Source organism: Leifsonia sp. AK011 (assembly GCF_013410945.1).
Lineage (GTDB): Bacteria > Actinomycetota > Actinomycetes > Actinomycetales > Microbacteriaceae > Rhodoglobus.
Window position 1 is genome coordinate 2,783,029 of sequence record NZ_JACCCH010000001.1, and the last position, 15,800, is coordinate 2,798,828.

At 68.3% G+C, this 15,800-nt stretch carries 15 protein-coding genes; 6 read left to right on the forward strand and 9 right to left on the reverse strand.

Annotated features, from left to right (window positions below; all coding sequences use genetic code 11):
* Window positions 1-50: 50 nt before the first annotated feature.
* A complete protein-coding gene (locus tag HDC94_RS13505; RefSeq protein ID WP_179498427.1) occupies window positions 51-1,838 on the forward strand; it encodes a hypothetical protein in 1,788 nt (595 codons plus the stop codon).
* Between the two features lie 21 nt (window positions 1,839-1,859).
* On the opposite strand, the gene HDC94_RS13510 is transcribed toward HDC94_RS13505, so the two are convergent.
* The 4 genes from HDC94_RS13510 to HDC94_RS13525 all read right to left on the reverse strand — a co-directional run bounded on the left by HDC94_RS13510 (window position 1,860) and on the right by HDC94_RS13525 (window position 5,781).
* Window positions 1,860-2,831 (reverse strand): GDP-mannose 4,6-dehydratase, encoded by a 972-nt coding sequence (locus HDC94_RS13510; protein ID WP_179498429.1) that lies wholly within the window; start codon window positions 2,829-2,831, stop codon window positions 1,860-1,862.
* Window positions 2,828-3,904, reverse strand: a complete 1,077-nt coding sequence (locus HDC94_RS13515; RefSeq protein WP_179498431.1) for a glycosyltransferase family 1 protein — start codon at window positions 3,902-3,904, stop codon at window positions 2,828-2,830. The genes HDC94_RS13510 and HDC94_RS13515 overlap by 4 nt, the downstream gene beginning before the upstream one ends.
* A gap of 2 nt (window positions 3,905-3,906) precedes the next feature.
* Window positions 3,907-4,935 (reverse strand): GDP-mannose 4,6-dehydratase, encoded by a 1,029-nt coding sequence (gene gmd / locus HDC94_RS13520; protein WP_179498433.1) that lies wholly within the window; start codon window positions 4,933-4,935, stop codon window positions 3,907-3,909.
* A gap of 66 nt (window positions 4,936-5,001) precedes the next feature.
* Entirely contained in the window at window positions 5,002-5,781 is a 780-nt protein-coding gene (locus tag HDC94_RS13525; protein ID WP_179498435.1) for a glycosyltransferase, read from the reverse strand.
* Between the two features lie 168 nt (window positions 5,782-5,949).
* Here HDC94_RS13525 and HDC94_RS13530 point away from each other — a divergent pair, with 168 nt between their 5' ends.
* From HDC94_RS13530 to HDC94_RS13540, 3 genes are all read left to right on the forward strand, one after another.
* The gene (locus HDC94_RS13530; protein ID WP_306457277.1) at window positions 5,950-6,909 is read left to right on the forward strand and encodes a GDP-L-fucose synthase; all 960 of its coding nucleotides are present in this window, start codon (window positions 5,950-5,952) and stop codon (window positions 6,907-6,909) included.
* Window positions 6,910-6,972: 63 nt separating this feature from the next.
* Entirely contained in the window at window positions 6,973-7,674 is a 702-nt protein-coding gene (locus HDC94_RS13535) for a glycosyltransferase family 2 protein (protein WP_179499111.1), read from the forward strand.
* 2 nt (window positions 7,675-7,676) lie between these two features.
* Window positions 7,677-8,045, forward strand: coding sequence for a DUF2304 domain-containing protein (locus HDC94_RS13540; RefSeq protein ID WP_179498437.1), 369 nt, complete (start codon window positions 7,677-7,679; stop codon window positions 8,043-8,045).
* 9 nt (window positions 8,046-8,054) lie between these two features.
* On the opposite strand, the gene HDC94_RS13545 is transcribed toward HDC94_RS13540, so the two are convergent.
* Window positions 8,055-9,122, reverse strand: coding sequence for an NAD-dependent epimerase/dehydratase family protein (locus HDC94_RS13545; RefSeq protein ID WP_179498438.1), 1,068 nt, complete (start codon window positions 9,120-9,122; stop codon window positions 8,055-8,057).
* Window positions 9,123-9,197: 75 nt separating this feature from the next.
* Complete coding sequence (locus HDC94_RS13550) at window positions 9,198-10,442, reverse strand: lipopolysaccharide biosynthesis protein (protein ID WP_179498440.1); 1,245 nt, start codon at window positions 10,440-10,442, stop codon at window positions 9,198-9,200.
* Between the two features lie 32 nt (window positions 10,443-10,474).
* Here HDC94_RS13550 and HDC94_RS13555 point away from each other — a divergent pair, with 32 nt between their 5' ends.
* Complete coding sequence (locus tag HDC94_RS13555; RefSeq protein ID WP_179498442.1) at window positions 10,475-12,031, forward strand: DUF2142 domain-containing protein; 1,557 nt, start codon at window positions 10,475-10,477, stop codon at window positions 12,029-12,031.
* 111 nt (window positions 12,032-12,142) lie between these two features.
* Window positions 12,143-12,529: a nuclear transport factor 2 family protein gene (locus HDC94_RS13560; protein ID WP_179498444.1), complete on the forward strand. Its 387-nt coding sequence runs from the start codon at window positions 12,143-12,145 to the stop codon at window positions 12,527-12,529.
* Window positions 12,530-12,549: 20 nt separating this feature from the next.
* On the opposite strand, the gene HDC94_RS13565 is transcribed toward HDC94_RS13560, so the two are convergent.
* Genes HDC94_RS13565 through HDC94_RS13575 form a run of 3 tightly spaced genes read right to left on the reverse strand, consistent with a single transcriptional unit; the run spans window position 12,550 to window position 15,644 of the window.
* Window positions 12,550-13,395: a carbohydrate ABC transporter permease gene (locus HDC94_RS13565; RefSeq protein ID WP_179498446.1), complete on the reverse strand. Its 846-nt coding sequence runs from the start codon at window positions 13,393-13,395 to the stop codon at window positions 12,550-12,552.
* A complete protein-coding gene (locus HDC94_RS13570; protein WP_257021672.1) occupies window positions 13,388-14,308 on the reverse strand; it encodes a carbohydrate ABC transporter permease in 921 nt (306 codons plus the stop codon). Before HDC94_RS13570 ends, HDC94_RS13565 begins: the two co-directional genes overlap by 8 nt.
* On the reverse strand, window positions 14,301-15,644 hold the full coding sequence (locus HDC94_RS13575) for a sugar ABC transporter substrate-binding protein (RefSeq protein ID WP_179498450.1): 1,344 nt from the start codon (window positions 15,642-15,644) through the stop codon (window positions 14,301-14,303). The genes HDC94_RS13570 and HDC94_RS13575 overlap by 8 nt, the downstream gene beginning before the upstream one ends.
* Between the last annotated feature and the right edge of the window lie 156 nt (window positions 15,645-15,800).

The window sequence follows — 15,800 nt, forward strand, 5'->3', positions numbered from 1 at the left end:
CTGCACCGCCGGTAGGATCGGCGGGTGGCAGAAGCGAAACGAGCCGACCGGTGATCGCGGTCATCCTCGCGGCCGCAGCGATCGTCACAGGCACGGTCGGGATGCTGGGGCTGGGCCTTGTACCGCTCTGGATCGTGACTCTCGCCGCCGCCGCCCTTGCGCTGGCCGCGCGTCTTCCCCGCTCGCTCTCCCTCGCGCTGGCGACCGTGGGTCTCCTCGTGCTCGAGCTCGGCCTCCTCATGCTCACGCCGCTGCTGGGCGCGGGAATGACACTCCCCCACGTCGTGCTGCTCGTGGCGATCTCGCTCGTGTGCGCGTGGTTCACCCGCGCCCATCGCGGTGCTGGCGCGGTGCTCGGTGACTGGCGGCTGGCCCTCGCCTCGAGTGTCGGCGCCGGGCTCTTCCTGCTGACCATGGTCGCGACGCAGGTCGTACCGGGCGCGCTCCGCCTCGCGTGGGCGATGAACGGCGACACGGTCAACGTCATGGTCTTCTCGCGCCTCATGCTGGCGGCTGGCGGCATCGACCAGTCCGCGGTGCCGCAGCCCACCCCGCTGCCCTTCGCGATGGCGGCGGCATCCATGGAGGGCGGGCGCTCGACTCTCGCGGACTCCGCACTGCTCGAGCACGATGTCGCGCGCATGGCCCAGGTGTGGGTGCTCATGATCGCCGTGACGTGTCTGCTCGTCGGCGTCATCGTCGGCTCCACGGTACGAGGCGGGAGCCGGCGGTGGAGGCTCGCAGTGACGGCGGTCGGCAGCACCATCCCGCTGCTGTGGTTCGTGGTCGGCGTGCAGTTCGAGTTCGGCTTCATCAACTCCTCCTTCGCCATCGTGCTGCTGCTGTGTGCGTGGCTTTTCCATCGGGCGGGGGCCGAGCATCCGTTGCTGGCCTTCGTGGGCCTCTGGCTCGTGCTGCTCGCCCTTCTGGCGGTCTGGAGCCCCCTCATCGTCTGTGTCGTGGGCCTCGGGGTGATCCTCGTCGTCCAGCGGCGGCGTGAGCTCCTCGCGAGCGCTCCCGCGCGGCTCGCGGCAGCGGCGCTCGCGCCCCTCGGCTTCCTCGCCTATGCCCTCTTCGTCACGGTCCCGCTCTTCCTGGAGCAGTCTGATGCCCTCGGTAGCGACGGCGGGTTCCCTGACATCCCATCGAGCCAGTCGATCATCATCGGGGCCATCGCCATCTTTGTCGCCCTCCTCGCCTGGCAGCGCGGCGACCGGCAGTCCGGTCTCGGCATTCTCGCCGTACTCGCGGGGCTTGGCCTGGGCCTCACCTACCTCCTGCTCCAGCGCGTCGGCGAGGAGTTCTACTGGGGCTACTACCCCGCGAAGTTCGCCTGGACGACGTGGTGCATGCTCATTCCCGTCGTCGCGAGCATCGGGATCGGCCTGCTCGCCGACGTGCGCGGCCGGGGACGCACCGTGCTGACGGTGTCGGCGGCAGCGGTCGTCGCAAGCCTGCTGTTCGGTCCGGGCACGCCCGCGGCGCAGCTGCCGCTGCCACAACTGGTGGCCGGCACGGCCTTCGACAACACCAACGAGGCCGCAGAGGTCACCTTCGAGCTCTCCGGTGACGAGGGCGGCTACAACGTGCTGTGGCGCACCGCCGTGGGCGACAACTGGCCGAACCGCTGGCTGCTGCAGGTGGATGTCCCGGACCCCCGCACCAACCCGGTGCGAACCTACGCGACCGTCGCCAGCATGACCGCTGGCCAGGTGTGCGAGGTCATCGGAATGCTCGGGGACCGCACGGTCGTGTGGACCGCCGACCCCGCGAGCGAGGCCGACCTCGCCGCCGAGTGCCCCAACAAGGAGTACCGCGTCGAGGTCGCCGACCTCTGACGGGGTTGCACCCCGGAAGCGCTAGGGGCGACCCTGCCGCTCGAACTCCGACTCGACCATGATGCCGACGAGCTCGGTGAATCCGACGGTGGGCTCCCACCCGATGGACCGGAGCCGCGAGGAGTCCCCCACGAGCTGCTCGGGGTCGGCCGGGCGGTAGAAGGCCGGGTCGATGACGACGCGGCGCTCCCAGTCGCTCACACCCGCCGCTCGGAACGCCTCCGCCACGAAGTCGCGCACGCTGTGCGACTCGCCCGTCGCCACGACGAAGTCACCCGCGTCGTCGTTCTCGATGATGCGGATCATCGCGTCAACATAGTCGGGGGCGTAACCCCAGTCGCGATGGACGTCGATGTTGCCGAGGGAGATGGTCTCCTGCTTGCCGAGTGCGATCGCGACGACGGCAACGGCGATCTTGCGGGCGACGAACTGCTCAGGACGCCGAGGGGACTCGTGGTTGTACAGGATCGCGGAGCTCACATGCATCCCGCGAGCCCGGTAGACGCCAGCCATCTCGTGCGCGAACCCCTTGGCAGCACCGTACGGGGTGACGGGGCGTCGGGGTGTCGTCTCGCTCTGGGGGATCTCGGTGGCGTTGCCGAAGATCTCCGCGCTGGAGGCCTGGAGCACGCGCACCTGGGTCCCCGTGCGCTCCGAGAGCCGCCATGCCGTGTCGAAGATGCGGATCGGGCCGACGCCGAGAACGTCGGCCGTCTCGGCGGGGAACTCCCACGAGCGTGCGACAGACGTGTTGCCGGCCAGGTTGAAGATGCGGGTCGGCTCTGCCGCCTCGATCAGGGCGGAGAGTCCCTCCGCGTCAGCGAGGTCTCCCACGACGGCGGTCACGCCCGGCTGGTCGATGGAGAGCTCGTCGGCCTTCTCCTGCGAGTGGCACATGCCCACCACGTCGAAGCCGTCGGAGAGGAGTCGCTCGACGAGGTAGCGGCCGTCCTGGCCTGCTGCCCCGGTGACGAAGGCGCGGCGCGCGGTCATGCGGCGTCCCGGTAAGCGGTCACGTGCACGTCCTTACAGCGATCCCAGGTGAACAGGTGGGCCTGGGCGAGCCCCGCGTCGATGCGGTCGCTGCCCGTGGCTAACGACTCTAGTATCCCCGCCGCAATGGCTCCTGGGTCGAGAGGATCGAAGAGCACGGCGGCATCCCCACACACCTCGGGGATCGACCCAGCAGCGGATGCCGCGACCGGGCACCCGGATGCGAACGCCTCGATCGGAGGCAGCCCGAAGCCCTCGTAGAGGCTCGGGAAGGCGAGTGTCGCGGCGGACCGGTAGAGGCCCCTCAGTTCCTCGCCCGACACGAGACCCCGGCGGTCGACCCACTCCGGCAGTTCACCCAGGCGGTCGAGGTCTCCGCCAGTGAGCACGAGTGACATGTCGGGATGCTCGAGCCGAACGATCTCCATAGCCTCGATGAGTCTGCGGTGGTTCTTGTGCGGCCAACCCCGGGCCGGGTACAGCACGAACGACTCGCGTGGTCCCCGCTGGGGCGTGAAGCCCCCGAGGTCCACGCCGAGTGGGGCCACGCGCACACGCTCGGGAGCGATGCCGAGCAGTTCGACGATCCGCTCCTTCGCGAACTCGCTGATCGTGATGACGAGGTCGGCGCGCTTCGACGCACCCTCGTAGAACACCTTGCGGTACGCGAGCTCAGCGCGCGAGAAGAGCTCGGGGAGGTCGAGGTGCTGCACGTCGAGCAGGGTCTGCACAAAGCCCTGACCCTTGGCGGGGCGCGGCACGCTGACCGTGAACGGGAAGTGCACGACGTCGGCCTTCCGCATCTCGCGGAGGACGTCGCCAGAGCGCAGGCGAGCCTCGGCGAGCGCGCGCAGGCGCTGGCCCGTGGACGGGCCGGTCGTCACGTGCGCGGCGACGCGCTCGGGGATGCCGGCGCTGAAGCCCGCGGCCGTGGCGGGCACGTACGCGGTGGCTGTGGCATCCGGGGCTCCCGCGAGCGCGCGCGTAAGCTCCCTCGCGTACGTCTCACTGCCGCCCATGCCCCCGGGAACGAGGGTGAGCATCGACAGCGCAACTGCGGGCGCTGCGGTCATGATCAGGCGGTCTGGACGGTGTCCACGTAGAAGCTGCCCGCCTGCTCGAGCGACTTGATGTCGGCATCGACCATGATCTGGGCAAGTCGCGGCGTGAGCACGGAGGGCTTCCAGCCGAGCAGGCGCTCCGCCTTGCCGGGGTCTCCGACGAGCGCGTCAACCTCGGTGGGGCGCAGGTAGCGCTCGTCGAACTTCACGTACTTCTCCCAGTCGAGCCCGACGTGCTCGAACGAGTACTGCAGGAAGTCCTTGACCGTGTAGGCCGTGTTGGTGGCGACGACGTAGTCGGTGGCCTCGTCGTGCTGCAGCATGCGCCACATCGCCTCGACGTACTCGGGGGCGTAGCCCCAGTCACGCACGGCGTCGAGGTTGCCCATGTAGAGCTCCGACTGCACGCCCGCGGCGATGCGGGCGACCGCGCGGGTGATCTTGCGGGTCACGAACGTCTCGCCACGGCGCGGGGACTCGTGGTTGAACAGGATGCCGTTGACGGCGAAGATGTCGTACGCCTCGCGGTAGTTGCGCGTGATCCAGTACGAGTAGACCTTCGCGACACCGTACGGCGAACGAGGCCAGAACGGGGTCTCCTCGTTCTGCGGCGGCGGGGTCGCACCGAACATCTCCGAGCTCGACGCCTGGTAGAAACGCGTCTTGAGACCCAGGGCGCGAATGGCCTCGAGCAGGCGGATCGAGCCGAGGCCCGTGACATCCCCCGTGTACTCGGGCTCGTCGAAGCTCACGCGCACGTGCGACTGGGCCGCGAGGTTGTAGACCTCGTCCGGCTGGATCTCGCCGAGGAGGGTCACCAGGCGGGATCCGTCGGTGAGGTCCGCGTAGTGGAGCTTGAGGCGCGGGTTGTCGTCGTGCGAGTCCTGGTAGATGTGGTCGATGCGGTCGGTGTTGAACGTCGACGCACGACGGATGAGGCCGTGAACCTCGTAGCCCTTGCTGAGCAGGAGTTCTGCAAGGTAGCTGCCATCCTGACCGGTGATTCCGGTGATGATCGCCTTCTTGGCTACGGGCTCTGTCATGACGTGTGCTCCATCTGGTCGGGGAGAAAAGGGCCCGTCCGGGCGCGGCTGGTGAACCCAGACAGACTACAGGGAGCGGGCCGTGGCGTTCACTCGGCGGGCGGCGAACGCCGAAGCCCAGCGGATCGGGTACTGCCAGAGCGGGCTGACCGGGCGCAGGACCGCTGGCAGGTGGCGGCGCTTGACCGCCTCGGACTCACGACTCGAGGCGAGACGGTTGGCCACGGTGAGCGAATCGGGATGCCAGCGGAAGCCGGAGACCGACTCGCGCGTGAACGCGAACTTTCCGTGGCTGCGGAGTTTGAGGAACGCGTCGAGGTCCATCGCGTACTTGAGCTGCGGGTCGAAGCCGCCGATCGCGAGCAAGTCATCGAGGCGCACCATCGTGCCGGGGTGCGGAATGAGGTCAGGGCCCCACGGCAGGAGGAAGATCGCGAGGCGCCCCGCGTTGCTCGTGACGATGGTGCGGCCCTCCGCGTCGATGTAGTCGCAGCCACCGTAGGCGAGCACCGCGTCCGGGCGGGATTCGAGGATGCCACGCAGGCGCTTGAGACCGCCCGGGCGGAAGATGTCGTCGTCGCCGATCCAGGCGTAGTACTTCTCGGTCGTACGTGCGGTGAGTCCCCTGTTGATCGCCTCGGAGATGCCGGTCTTCGGGTCGTCGACGATCACGGCACCGAACTCCGCCGCCATCGCGCGGGCCTCGGTCGCCCCGGCGGGGAGCACGACGGCGAGCGTCAATGCGACGTCGGCGCGCTGGGCATCCACCGTCTCGAGCGTCTCGCGCAGGGTGTCGAGCCGGTCGCCCAGGGTGGGAAGCACAACGAGCACTTCTGGTGAGGCCATGAGCTGTCTCCTCGAGTGTTTCTGCGCTGTTGCTACGATCAGCGGGGGTGAGCGCACCGCACGGAATAATGTCGTGCCCGGTGGCGCTGAGTCTGGTGGCTTAGCCACAGATCTGCTGCAGGGCGAGCCCCAGCGAGTATAGCGAGAGCACGGGAGCGACGAGCGAGCATGGCAACCACGACGATGAACAAGGACAGCCGTATCTACGTCGCGGGACACCGCGGTCTCGTGGGTTCCGCCATCTGGCGGCACCTCGAGAGCGAGGGCTACACCAACCTCGTCGGCGCCACCTCCTCCGAGCTCGACCTGCGTGACCGCTCCGCGGTGTTCGACTTCCTCCACGAGCAGCGCCCCGATGTCGTCATCGACGCCGCGGCCCGCGTCGGTGGCATCCACGCGAACGACACCTTCTCCGCCGACTTCCTGAGCGACAACCTGCTGATCCAGGTGAACGTGATGGATGCCGCGAACTCGGTCGACGTCGACCGGCTCCTGTTCCTCGGCTCCTCATGCATCTACCCCAAGTTCGCCGAGCAGCCCATCAAGGAGTCCTCGCTCCTCACGGGTGAACTCGAACCCACGAACGACGCCTACGCGATCGCGAAGATCGCCGGCATCATGCAGGTGCAGGCCGCGCGCAAGCAGTACGGCCGCCACTGGATCTCCGCGATGCCGACGAACCTGTACGGCCCGGGCGACAACTTCCACCCCGAGAACTCGCACGTGCTGCCCGCCCTCATGCGCCGCCTGCACGAGGCTGCGCGAGACGGTGCCGAGTCCGTCACGATCTGGGGCACCGGAACCCCGCGGCGGGAGTTCCTCTACGTGGACGACCTGGCACGGGCATCCCTCTTCCTCCTCGAGAACTACGACGACCCGCAGACAATTAACGTCGGCGTCGGCGAGGACCTCTCGATCCGCGAGCTCGCGGAGACTATTGCGACCACGGTCGGCTTCGAGGGCGACATCCTTCTCGACACGACGAAGCCGGATGGCACACCCCGCAAGCTTCTCGACGTGAGCCGCCTCAACGACCTCGGGTGGAGCGCGCAGACCTCCCTCGACGAGGGCATCAAGACCACCTACGACTGGTACCTCGACCACGAGAGCAGCGTCCGCGCCAAGTAACCGCGCGGTCGACGGCGCTAGGATTCTCGGGTGTCGTCGAGCTTTGCGGAAACCCTCATCGTGATGCCCGCATTCCGCGAGGCGGGCGCGGTCGGTGACGTCGTCCGCGAGGTTCTCGAGAAACTTCCCGGCGTCGGCATCCTCGTGGTCGACGACGGATCGCCGGATGCCACGACCGAGGTGGCTCGCGCTGCGGGCGCCCGCGTCGCCACCCTCCCGTTCAACCTCGGTGTCGGCGGCGCCATGCGAACGGGCTTTCGCTACGCCCTGCAGAACGGCTACCGCAACGTCGTACAGGTGGACGCCGACGGCCAGCACGATCCCGCTGGAGTGCCTGCGCTCCTCGCCCAACTGGACAACTACGACGTCGTGATGGGCGCACGATTCGCCGGCGAGGGTGAGTACAGCGTGCGCGGGCCGCGAGCGTGGGCGATGAAAGTGCTCTCCGGGGTTCTCAGCCGGACTGCGAAAACCAAGCTCACCGACACGACCTCGGGGTTCAAGGCCTCCGGGCCGCGCGCCGTCGCACTCTTCGCCGAGCACTACCCCGCCGAGTACCTGGGCGACACTATCGAGGCGCTCGTCATCGCGGCCAAGGCAGGCATGCGCATCACCCAGGTCCCCGTGGCGATGCGTCCCCGGGCGGCCGGTGTGCCCTCGCAGAACTTCGTGAAGTCGGCGGCATACCTCGGTCGAGCCGCGATCGCCCTCGTGTTCGCCTACATCCGGCCCGAGTCGTCGTACCGCACGGGAGATCAGACATGAACATGAGTGTCGCCAGCTACATCTTCGGCATCGTCTCCGCGCTGCTGATCCTCGTCGTCGTCATCGAGATGCTCCGCCGCGGTCGCCTGCGCGAGCGTCACGCGGTCTGGTGGGTCATCGCTGGCGTACTCGCCCTCATCGCGGGCGTCTTCCCGAGCACCCTGGCCTGGGCCGCGCGCGCCGTCGGGATCGAAGTCCCGACGAACCTGCTGTTCTTCGTGAGTATCGGCATCCTGTTCTTCGTCGCGCTGCAGACGAGCGCCGAGCTCACCCGGCTGGAGGCCAAAACGCGAACCCTCGCCGAGCAGGTCGCGCTCCTGGAGCTGCGCATCCGCGAACTCGAGTCAGCCCAGGGCGACAAGAAGCCGTAGTCGCCGGCGCTACTTGCCGGCCAGGCGCGGAGCGATCCACTCCTGGAGACGAGCGACGCCCTCGTCGAGGCCGACGGTCGGAGACCAGTCGAGCCACTGCGTTGTCGCCGAGATGTCGGCGGATGCCGCCCGCACATCCCCATCGCGGAACTTGCCCACCACCACCGGGGCCGGTGCGCCGTAGTAGCGCGCGATCGCGTCGGCCATGTCGTGGATCGTGGTCGGGATGCCCGTACCCACGTCGAGCACGGGTCGCGCTGCATCCGGACCCGCGGTGAGCACCGCACCGATCGCCGACGCGACGTCGTCGATGAACACGAAATCGCGCACGATGGCGCCGTCCTCGTAGAGCGGGATCGCTGTGCCCTCGCGAGCCCACTGCGAGAACAGGGAGACGATGCCCGTGTAGGAGTTGATGAGCGACTGGCCAGGACCGTACACGTTCTGCAGACGCAGGATGCTCACGGGAACACCACGGGATCCGCCCCAGGCGTTGAGCAGGTTCTCCTGGGCGAGCTTGGTGGCGCCGTAGACACTCGTGGGCGCAGGCGGTGTGACGCCTGCCTGCATGGGGAGGGCCGTGGCATCCTCGAAGTCCCACTGGCCGGCCTCGAGTTGCGCGTGCGAGCGCATGCCCGGCTGGAACACGGTGCCATCGGAGCGGCGCCAGCTGCCCTCGCCGTACACGGCGCGGCTGCTGGCGAGCACCACGTGCGCAGGGAGATGGCCCGAGCGCCCGAAGGCGTCCGTGAGTTCGGTGGTGCCGACGACGTTCACCCTGCTGTGGCGGCTCGCCTCATCGAGGGACTGCGCAGTGCCGGTTTCGGCGGCGAGATGGATGACGGTATCGGGGCGGGCCACGGCGAGCGCCCTGTCCCATTCGGCCGGATCGGCGACGTCGCCGACGATGACCTCGACACGGGCATCCAGCTCGACGGGGGGTGTCCCCCCGGGGTGCACCTGGGGATGGAGGGAGTCGAAGGCGATCCAGCGGTCTGCACGGTCGATGAGAAGGTCAGCCAGTGCGGTGCCGATGAAGCCGGCCCCGCCGGTGACGAGCACAGTTCCTAGGGTCACTGGTTGACTTGCCTCACTGCTGGGTGACTGCGGCCTCGATGGCCGGATGCGGAATGCCGGTCCAGTCTGGCACGATCACTGTTCCGGGGACGACTGCGAATCGCCATCGCCCCGCCTGTCGCGCCGACTGACGGCGAGGCCACCGAGGTGCACGGCGAGGCCACCGAGCGGGCCGGCGAGCAACGAGATGCTCGCGCGCACCTCGAGCGGAAGCGGCAGGAACACGGTCGCGATCGTCACGAGTGCTCCCGTCACCCACCCTGCCGTGAAGATGTGGTGGCGCGAGCGCGCGAGCACCGCTGCACCCGTGACGCAGAGCGCCGCGACGACCGCAGAGGATGCCACGAGCACAGCGATGAACCAGGCCCCGGGCACCGGCTCCCCCGGGTACAGCCACGCGAAGATGGTCGGGCCGAGCAACCAGCTGGCCACACCGAGCAGGACTCCCCCGATGGCGAGCACCCCGAGAATACGCGCGAGCCGACCGGCGACATGCGCATCGCGGAACTGCACGAGGAGCCACCCCTGCAGCGACATCGTCACCACGATGAGCGGGGCTCGCACGAGGGTGACGGTGAGCACGACCATCCCCACCAGGGCAGGCTGCTCCCCCGCGGTCGCGAGGGTGAAGATGAGGGGGAAGCCACTGACCATGATTCCGGTGGATGCCGCGGCCGTGATGGTTCTGGCGACGTTCCACGCGAGCTGCCGGTAGCCGACATCGAGCTGCGCGCGCCCCACGACCTGCGAGCGGATGAACGGCCACAGCACGACCACCGCGAGAAGGAACGGGGCTGCGACGGCCCACGCGAGCACAACGACATCGTGGGTGAAGAGCAGCGCGACGCCGACGGCCAGCAGTCGCAGCAGGGCATCGGCGAGCACGAGGGCCGCAGCCTCGCGCCAGCGGGCCAGGCCAAACAGGGTTCCGGCGAGCACGGCGACGATCGCGTAGCTCGCGGTCCCCGCCGCGAAGGGAAGGACGAGAAGCCAGCCGCGGCCCGGGAACACGGCATCCGCCCACAGCGGTGCGGTAGCGAGGATCACCCCGAAGGTGAGAAGGGATGCCGCGAGCCCGGCGTTGCGCGCCCGGTTCACCACGTGGGCACTCCCCGGTTCCACCGCGCCGGTGGCCCTCGTCACCTCCTGCTGCAGACCGTAGAGGGCACCGACCACGAGGTACAGGGCCGCCCAGAAGGCCGCGAACGTCGCATACTCGGCGAACCCGATCGCCCGGGGCACCAGCCACGTGACCAGGTACGACGTAACCCCGGCGATCGCTGTGGCACCGAGCAGCACGGGCAGGCCGGACTTGGGCATGCCGTTCAGCCTATCCGCGTACTATCGAAGCCATGCCCGCCCGCTCCACGTCGCCGCGCCCGTGGGTCGTCTTCCTCGTGACGTGGGTACTCTTCTCGGCCTTGGCGGCCCTGTGGTCCGTGGCAACTCCCCTCGCGGCATCCCCCGATGAGCCCGCCCACATCATCAAGGCAGCCTCCGTGGTTCGCGGCGCGTTCAACAACGCCGACGAGGGCAAGGGCGCCCTGGTGGACGTGCCGCAGTACATCGCGTGGACCCACGCGCAGACCTGCGCGGCGTTCAACGCGGAGGTGACGGCAGCCTGCATCCAGGATGCGCCGGGCGACACCACGGAACTCGTCGAATCGACGACGACCGCGGGTCGCTACAACCCCGTGTACTACGTGCTCGTGGGCGCCCCCAGTCTCGTGTTCGAGAACGCGGGGGGCATCTACGCGATGCGCATCCTGAGCGGTGTTCTCGTGAGCGTGTTCCTCGCCCTGACCGTGATGATCCTGGCGGGGTGGCGCGCGCGGACCCTCCCCGTGATCGCCTTCGGCACGGCCATGACGCCCATGGTGCTGTTCCTCACCGGGTCGGTCAATCCGAATGCTCTGGAGGTCGCGGCCACGCTCACGGCGTTCACGGCCGTCACCGCCGTGATCGTGAGGCCGGACCCCGCGCTGCTCACCCAACGCGCGACGATCATCGCCGTCGCTGGCGTCATCGCGTCCAACACGAGGGCGATCTCGCCACTGTGGGTCGCCATCGCGGTTCTCGTCCCGTTCATCCTCGCCTCGCGCGAGCAAATCCGGTCGCTCGTGCGGAGCCGACCCGTGATCATCTCGGCCTCCGTCGTCGTCGTGGGCGCGGCCGTGGCGCTGCTCTGGCTGCGCCTGACGAACACGGTGGCGACCTCCTCCGAGGCGGGCGGGGAGGCCCCCGAGGTTCCTTATGCCGGGTCATCCCCCCTCGAGGGGTTCGCCCTCATGATGCTGCGCTTCGGCCAGCACCTGCGCGAGATGATCGGCGTCTTCGGCTGGCTCGACACCGCCGCGCCGACCGAGGTCTACGCTCTGTGGGGCCTGCTGTTCGGTGCGCTCGTGGTTGCTGCTGTGGCCATCCTGCGCGGCCGCCAGCTCCTCTTCGCCCTGGCCCTCATCGTGATGGTTCCCCTCGTGCCTGCGCTCGTGCAGGGCGCGTTCATCACCTCGGGCGGGTGGATCTGGCAGGGGCGTTACGCACTCCCCGTGCTGGTGATCGCGATCGTGGGGCTGGGCATCGCCCTCGCGGACCATTACGCCCGCCTTCCCCGTCGCACGCTCGTGATCCTCACCACGATCGCGGCCGCGATCTGGTTGGTGTGCCAGGTCCTCGCCTTCACTACGGCCATGCAGCGCTACACGGTCGGTGCGAGCGGGTCGTGGTTCGCCATGATCCTGGAACCGCAATGGCAGCCCCCCGGCGGTATCGTCCCCGTGCTGCTCGCGTTCCTGGTCGTCGCCGCGGGCACGGCTGCACTGGGCTGGCGCTGGGCGCTGACGGCCCCTACCGCGGTGGAGACGGCGGACGATGTCGAGACGGATGCCGCGGCATCCGTGCCTCGCTAACCCTCGCCGCTGCCCCAACCTTTCCCTCTGTGTCGCCAGGTTGCGCGCTGTTACAGGCGCGCACCACGATCGCCGCGTCTCCCACGTACCGTCGAAGTGTCAGGAGGGATCATGCTCACGAGGTCGGACCGCGCGGAGATCGAGGAGGTCATCGCCATCTACGGCCATGTCGTCGACGACAACGCCTGGGATCGCGCCCACCTCGTGTTCACCGACGACTTCGTCTTCGACTTCAGCGAGTTCGGGCGGCCCAATCTGAACGGCGTCATCGAACTCCAGTCAGCCCTTCGCAATCGCAAGGTCTACTCGCACCACTCGACGAACATCTTCATCCAGGAGGTCGACGAGGACACCGCGCGAGTGCGCAGCAAGTTCATCGGGTTCTCCAACGAGGGGCCGCCGATCTCCGGCGACTATCGCGACGTATTTGTGCGCACACCAGCGGGGTGGCGCCTCTCGCGCCGCCGCAGTTCGGTGCGCGACCCGCGCTTCGACTGAGTCGAGCGACGGCCCCGCCCCTACCGAACCGCACCGCCCGTCAGCCCGCCGACGAGCCAGCGCTGGAAGAACACCGCGGCAGCGAAGACCGGGATCACACCGATGAACGACGCGGCAGCGATCTTGCCGAAGTGTGGCGTGCGATCGCCGTAGAACAGCGAGAGGGCCACCGGGAAGGTCTGGGCATCCGCACTCTGCGTGAGGAACGTCGCGAGCAGGAACTCGTTGTAGTTCAGGATCGCGACGATGATCCCCACCGCGATCATGCTGGGGAGCAGCAGCGGCGCGATGACCGAGACGAGCGTGCGCAACGGGCCCGCGCCGTCGAGCGTCGCGGCCTCCTCGATCTCGATCGGCAGACGACGCACGAACCCCTCCAGAAGCCACACGGCCACGGGAGCATTCGCCAGCGCGTAGACGAGAGCGAGACCGAGCACGGTGTTGTTGAGCCCGACGATGCGCAGGAGCGTCAGCAGTGGCACGACGGCAACGATCGGAGGGAGCAGCCACGGGCTCATGAGTGTCGCGCCGAGCGTTCGACCACCGGCGCGGAACCGGGCGATCGCCCAGGCCCCTGGCAGGGCGATCACGAGCGTGATGAGCGCACCGCCGAGCGCGGCGAGCAGCGAATTGCCGATGGATGCCGGGATGCCCGACCCCAGCACGTCACCCCAGTTCGACCACTGCGGGTCGGGCGTCCAGAGGATCCCCGAAACCGTCTCGTCGCGCCCCATGAGCGAGACGGAGAACAGGTACGCGAGGGGCACGACCGTGCCGAGGAGCGCGACTCCGAGTACCGCGTAGGCCACCACGGAGCGGTGTTGGAAGGCGAAGCGGGGCCGTGCGACTGGGCTGGTGTCAGTCATGGGAGAGCCTCCTGACGAGCGCGGCGACCGGAAGTGTGACGAGAGTGACGACGACCGCGAAGAGAAGGGTGATGGCGGAGGCCCGACCAACGTCGAACTCCTTGAGGGCGACCTGGTAGATCACGTACGAGGTGGTCGTCGAGGCCTGGCCCGGCCCACCCGAGGTCATGATGAAGACGAGGTCGAAGACCTTGAGGGCGATCACGAGGCGAACGAAGAACACGGCGGCAACCGTTCCCGCGATTGCCGGCCACGTGATGTGCCGGAAGAGCCCGAAGCCGTGCGCACCATCGAGCGCGGCCGCCTCACGGACGGCGCCGTCCTGGGTCAGGAGCGCCGCGTAGACCAGGAGCGTGACGAGTGGCGTCCACTGCCAGACATCCGCTAGTCCGATCGCGGGAAGAGCCCAGAATGTCGACGACAGCGGGGCGACGGATGCACCCTCCACACCGACCCCGCGCAGGAGCGTGTCGAGCAGCCCCCCGCCGGGGTTGAAGACGAGCTTCCACAGCGTGCCGACCACGACGGGCGGCGTGATGAGCGGAAGCAGCAGGAGCGTTCGCACGACCGATCCCGACCGGGTGGCGCGGTCGAGGGAGACCGCGATGACGACGCCGAGCACCACGCTCACGATCGAGATGGACAGGGCGTAGAGCACGGTTCGGAGAAACGAGGCGACGATGTCACCGTCGGCGAGCACGACCCCGAAGTTCTCGGTGCCCACCCACTCGCGGAATGGCTTGCCGAGTGTCGAGTCGCTGAAGGCGGCCGCGAGGATGAAGAGCAAGGGGTAGAGACCGAGCACGACGATCGACAGGACCGTCGGGGAGATGTACAGGCGGTGCGCCCACGCCTGCCGCGGCACGAAGCCGGACGACAGGCGCGGGCGCACCGTTGTGGTGGCATTAGCCAAGGATTTTCTCCCACTCGGCCTGCACGCGGTCGAGTGTCTCCTGGGCGGTTCCGCCCTCGCCGGCGATGAGCTTGGCGAGTTCATCAGTCAGGATCTGGGCTGCCTGCGTGGCGTTCTCACCCGTGGGCCAGGCGAGCGATCCCGACAGGGTCGTGCGGTTCACGTTCTGGAGCTCGGGGTACTTCTCGCCGTACGCGTCGCTCTCGAGCGAGGACTTGCGGTTCGGGTCGATTCCCGTCTGCGGGTCCGCGACGATCAGTTCGGAGTTGACCTCGCTCGATGCAGCGAACTCGATGAACGCCTTCGCGAGGTCGGTCTTCTCCGTGTTGGCTGCGATGACCCAGGTGAAGCCCGCGACGAGGGATGCCCGGGGCTCCGTGTTGTCGCCACCGACGGGCAGTGTCGTTACGCCCCACTTGCCTGCGACGGTCGAGTCGGGGTTCGTCTCGGAGCCGACACCCAGGTCGGTCCAGTTCTCGATGAACCCGACCTTGCCGTCGTACCAGGCTCCGTTCCCGACGCCGAAGTCGGTCTCGGCGGGAGTCGGGAACGCATACGGCACGGCGTCGACGAGCGCCTGCGCTGCCGCGACGGCCTCCGGGGAATTGATGGTCGGCTTGCCGTCCTCGTCCACAAACGTTCCACCGAAACCAGCGAGGCGGTTGGCGTAGGCGGCACCGAGGATCAACGGGGACTTCTGGCCGAAGATCGCCGAGCCGTAGACACCATTCGCGCTCTCGTTGGCCGTGATGATCTTGATGTCCTCGAGGTACTCGTCCCACGTGGCGGGTGGCTCGGTGATGCCGTTCCGCTCGAGGATCTCCTTGTTGTAGAAGAGCACGTGGGTGTCTCCGTCGAACGGGAGGCCATAGCGCCGCCCGTCGACGAGCGTGTACGGGTCGTAGATCGACTGGATGAAGTCATCCGTCTGCAGCGACGGGGTGGAGTCGATCCAGTCGGTGAGGTCCTGGATCGAGCCGCCGGCGGCGAGGTCGCCGATCGAGACGTACCAGGGAGCCGCGACGTCGATGGTGTTCGCGCCGGACTGCTGGTCGAGGGCGAGGGTGGACCCGATCTCGTCGTAGGGCACGATCGTGAGGTCGACGGTCGCACCCGTCTCCGCCTCGAAGTTCTCCTTGAGCCAGTTCGCTGCACCCTCGTGGGACGTGATGAGGAGCGCGCTGAGCGTCTGGCCGGAGAAGTCGCCGTCACCGGCACCTTCCCCGCCGTCGCTCGGCGCCGCGCACGCCGTGAGGGCGAGGGCTAGTGAGGCGATGGATGCAGTCGCCGCGACGATCCTGCGTCGCCTGGCCTGCTGCGTGGTTCGGGTGGTCATGAGTGCTCCTTGGTGTGAAACAGCGGATCTGCTGTGAGGACGCCGTCATGCTAAAAGTCGGCAGCGGCCTGCCGTGCTGACGTGTCGCAGGGCGACGCACTGTTACGCGTCGACCGGCCAGGGTGACGAACTGCGACGCCCCGTTACGAGCCCGCC

Bases quoted from the DNA above. Each gene is read 5' to 3' on its own strand.
- HDC94_RS13550 (WP_179498440.1), bottom strand. From the start codon at position 10,442: ATGCCCAAGTCCGGCCTGCCCGTGCTGCTCGGTGCCACAGCGATCGCC.
- HDC94_RS13510 (WP_179498429.1), bottom strand. From the start codon at position 2,831: ATGACCGCGCGCCGCGCCTTCGTCACCGGGGCAGCAGGCCAGGACGGC.
- HDC94_RS13525 (WP_179498435.1), bottom strand. From the start codon at position 5,781: ATGGCCTCACCAGAAGTGCTCGTTGTGCTTCCCACCCTGGGCGACCGG.
- HDC94_RS13565 (WP_179498446.1), bottom strand. From the start codon at position 13,395: ATGACTGACACCAGCCCAGTCGCACGGCCCCGCTTCGCCTTCCAACAC.
- HDC94_RS13540 (WP_179498437.1), top strand. From the start codon at position 7,677: ATGAGTGTCGCCAGCTACATCTTCGGCATCGTCTCCGCGCTGCTGATC.
- HDC94_RS13560 (WP_179498444.1), top strand. From the start codon at position 12,143: ATGCTCACGAGGTCGGACCGCGCGGAGATCGAGGAGGTCATCGCCATC.
- HDC94_RS13515 (WP_179498431.1), bottom strand. From the start codon at position 3,904: ATGACCGCAGCGCCCGCAGTTGCGCTGTCGATGCTCACCCTCGTTCCC.
- gmd (WP_179498433.1), bottom strand. From the start codon at position 4,935: ATGACAGAGCCCGTAGCCAAGAAGGCGATCATCACCGGAATCACCGGT.
- HDC94_RS13530 (WP_306457277.1), top strand. From the start codon at position 5,950: ATGGCAACCACGACGATGAACAAGGACAGCCGTATCTACGTCGCGGGA.
- HDC94_RS13575 (WP_179498450.1), bottom strand. From the start codon at position 15,644: ATGACCACCCGAACCACGCAGCAGGCCAGGCGACGCAGGATCGTCGCG.
- HDC94_RS13535 (WP_179499111.1), top strand. From the start codon at position 6,973: ATGCCCGCATTCCGCGAGGCGGGCGCGGTCGGTGACGTCGTCCGCGAG.
- HDC94_RS13555 (WP_179498442.1), top strand. From the start codon at position 10,475: ATGCCCGCCCGCTCCACGTCGCCGCGCCCGTGGGTCGTCTTCCTCGTG.